The sequence below is a fragment of the Streptomyces hirsutus genome (assembly GCF_001418415.1).
Taxonomy (GTDB): Bacteria; Actinomycetota; Actinomycetes; order Streptomycetales; family Streptomycetaceae; genus Streptomyces; species Streptomyces hirsutus.
Genome location: NZ_LIQT01000414.1, coordinates 1 through 3,191 on the forward strand (window position 1 = coordinate 1; position 3,191 = coordinate 3,191).

Consider the following 3,191-nt stretch of genomic DNA (forward strand, 5'->3'; position numbering starts at 1 on the left):
CCCCCTCCGCGCGCCCGAGCCGCTCCCCGGCCCCGGCTCCGGCCCCCGGAAAGCCCGACGCCGAGCCGTCGGCGCCCAGCACCGGCACGGGCCGCGCCCGGGGCGGCGATGAGGTCCCGCTCACGGTGAGCACCCGCACCTATGCCTGGGACGACCCGCAGTGCGAGGGGAAGTACCTGATCAACCGGCCTCCCGGCGAAGTCTCACCGCCGGTGATGGGGCAGGACGTGCCGGGCTGGGTGAAGGCGCACGGCGCCATCGCCGCCGACCGGCAGCGGGTGGCGCTGACCGTCCAGGGCACCGGGGACGAAGCCGTCGTCATCGAGTCCCTGCACGTCCGCGTGGTCAGCTCGAGCGCACCCCCGGCCTGGAACGCGTACCTGGGGTCGTCGGGCTGCGGCGGAGGCGTGGAGACGAGGTCGTTCGACACGGACCTCGACGCCGGTCACCCCACCGTCGTGCCGAAGGCCGGCCAGCGCGGTTTCCCCTACAAGGTCAGCCGGTCCGACCCCGAGGTGCTGTACATCACCGCCCGCGCCCGTGCCCACGACGTGAACTGGTACGCGGAGCTGCAGTGGTCCAGCGGCGGCCGTCAGGGAACCACACGGATCGACGACCACGGAAAACCGTTCCGCACCAGCGGCAGCCAGGGCCGTCCCGTCTACGAGCACTTGGTCGGCGGCACCGAATGGTTCAGCGTGGCGGAGAACTGATCCCCGGGGCTCCGACACCGAGGACATGTCCGGGCCGAAGCGACGACGACGCCGGGCGCGTGCCGCGGCAGGTGCGGGTGAGGGCCGGTGATCGGACCGGTCCCGGACCGGAGCCTTCGCTGCTCACATGGGTGGGACGAGGCGGGGCACCCGTATGTCGGTCCACCAGCAGAGGGAGCCGATCATGGTAGTCGTCGCCGTCATCGCCGTGTGTGCGGTCCTGGCCTTCCTCGTCCCCGGTCTCTCCCGCCGTCCCGAACGCGGCACGCACCGTACGCTCGGTGCCGGGGCGCGGGCCGGTGGCAAGGCGCCCGGCATCCTGGGCCGGCTCCTCAGCAAGCCCTTCCACACCGGTTCGCGTGCGGTGAGCCGCAGCGGTTCGGCAGGTCGCCGCTCCCGCGGCCGTATGCCCTTCTGACCGACTGTGCGGACCGAGCGGACCGAGCGGACCGAGCGGGGAGACCGGTGATGAACGCCGAAGAAGCGGACAAGCTGCTGGACGGGTTGACGGTGGACGCCAGTCGGCGGGAGCAGCCGATCGTGCTGGACGCGGACGGGCGTCCCATCCGGACATGGCAGGAGAACCATCCGTACGACCGCAAGGTGAGCCGTAGGGAGTACGAGCGGACCAAGCGCATCCTGCAGATCGAGCTGCTCAAGCTCCAGCGGTGGGTCAAGGACACCGGCGCACGCCTGGTCGTCGTGTGCGAGGGGCGTGACGCGGCCGGCAAGGGCGGCACGATCCAGCGGCTCACCGAGCGGCTCAACCCGCGTGGCGCACGCGTGGTCGCCCTGGACAAGCCCACCGAACGCGAGGCGGGCCAGTGGTACTTCCAGCGCCACATCGCGCATCTGCCGACGGCCGGTGAGATCGTCTTCTTCGACCGCTCCTGGTACAACCGGGCCGGCGTGGAGCGCGTGATGGGGTATTGCTCCAAGGACGAGTACGAGCTGTTCCTCGACCAGTGCCCGGCCTTCGAGCGGATGCTGGTCGACGACGGCGTCCTGCTGGTGAAGTTCTGGTTCTCCGTGTCCCGCTCCGAGCAGCGCACGCGCTTCGCGATCCGGCAGGTCGACCCGGTCCGCCAGTGGAAGCTCTCGCCCACCGACCTGGCGTCGCTGGACCTCTGGGACGACTACACCGAGGCGAAGGTCGACATGTTCCGCGCCACGGACACCGCCCACGCCCCCTGGACCGTCGTCAAGAGCAACGACAAGCGGCGCGCCCGGCTGGAGACCATGCGCAGTCTGCTGTCGCGCATCGACTACGCCAGCAAGGACAGTGAGGCGGTCGGCACACCCGACCCCCTCATCGTCGGCGCCGCCGACACCCTTCTGGAACCCGGTGAGGAGGACACCACCCTGTCGCCCACTCCGCTGTCCTCCGGCGCCGAGGGGCCCGGCAAGCACCCCAGGACCGGCTGACGCCCACGAGCCCCTCATGAGAGGACCCGGGCCTGCGTCACCGTTGCGCGGAGGCGTGCTTTCCCCGCGATGGTCGTAGTACGCCCCATGGTCACCGCCGCCACGGCAGTCGGCCCGACCGCCGGGACCCGCACGGCGCCACTGGTCAGGAAGGCGACCGGACCGGTGAGCCCCGCTCCGACAGCACCCTGCCCCTTCCGGCAGTGCTGTGGCCCATGCCACAGGAACCGGGCGGGGGCGGCGGAGAGTAAAGAGTGTGAGCCCTACAGAACCAGCGGAGTCGTTGCGTGCGCGCATACGCTCGGGGGACCGTGCCGCGTTCGCCGACCTGTACGACCGGCACGCGCGGGCGGTCTACAACCATGCCCTGCGGCTGACCGGCAATTGGTCGGAGGCCGAGGAAGCGATGTCCGAGACCTTCCTCGCCGCCTGGCGCACCCGGGAATCGGTGGAACCGGAGGGCGGCTCGCTCAAGCCGTGGTTGCTCGGCATCGCCACGAACAAGGCGCACAACGCCAACCGCGGTCTGCGCCGGCGGCTCGCCTTCCTGGCGCGCAGCCCCGAACCCCGCCAGGTCGAGGACTTCGCGGACGAGACGGCCGGCCGGATCGACGACGCCCGCCGGCTCGCGATGGTCCACGACGCCCTGTGCCGACTGCGACGCCAGGACCGGGAGGTGATCGCCCTGTGCGTGGCGGCCGGGCTGGACTACCGGCAGGCCGCCGAGGCGCTCGGCGTTCCAGTGGGCACCGTGCGGTCGCGGCTCTCGCGCGCCCGGGCGCGACTGGCCCGGATCAGCTCCGTCCCACCGCCCGGACGGAAAGCGGAACCACCGGGCGCCCACGGAGAGATGGAGAGTGAGGCCGCGTTCGCGGCCCTGTTCCTGCGGGAGGAAACCCGATGAACGCCGACCACCAGCCCCGCGCGGGCTCCGCCCGGAGTGCGGCGGAGGACCTGCTGGCATCGGCCGAATGGGACCTCCCGCCGAGCCGTCACCTCCGTCACAAGGAAGCCCTGATGCAGCAGATCGACCGCGCCCACACCCCCTCGCCC

At 71.7% G+C, this 3,191-nt stretch carries 3 protein-coding genes and 1 pseudogene; all 4 read left to right on the forward strand.

What is annotated here, in order from left to right:
• Positions 1-713: pseudogene (locus AOK11_RS28575) on the forward strand (helix-turn-helix domain-containing protein); the annotation flags it as partial.
• A gap of 184 nt (positions 714-897) precedes the next feature.
• On the forward strand, positions 898-1,131 hold the full coding sequence (locus AOK11_RS28580; protein ID WP_055596614.1) for a DUF6411 family protein: 234 nt from the start codon (positions 898-900) through the stop codon (positions 1,129-1,131).
• 50 nt (positions 1,132-1,181) lie between these two features.
• Positions 1,182-2,138, forward strand: coding sequence for a polyphosphate kinase 2 (ppk2, locus tag AOK11_RS28585; RefSeq protein WP_206188946.1), 957 nt, complete (start codon positions 1,182-1,184; stop codon positions 2,136-2,138).
• Between the two features lie 283 nt (positions 2,139-2,421).
• Positions 2,422-3,042 (forward strand): RNA polymerase sigma factor, encoded by a 621-nt coding sequence (locus AOK11_RS28590; protein ID WP_055596613.1) that lies wholly within the window; start codon positions 2,422-2,424, stop codon positions 3,040-3,042.
• The last annotated feature ends 149 nt before the right edge of the window (positions 3,043-3,191 follow it).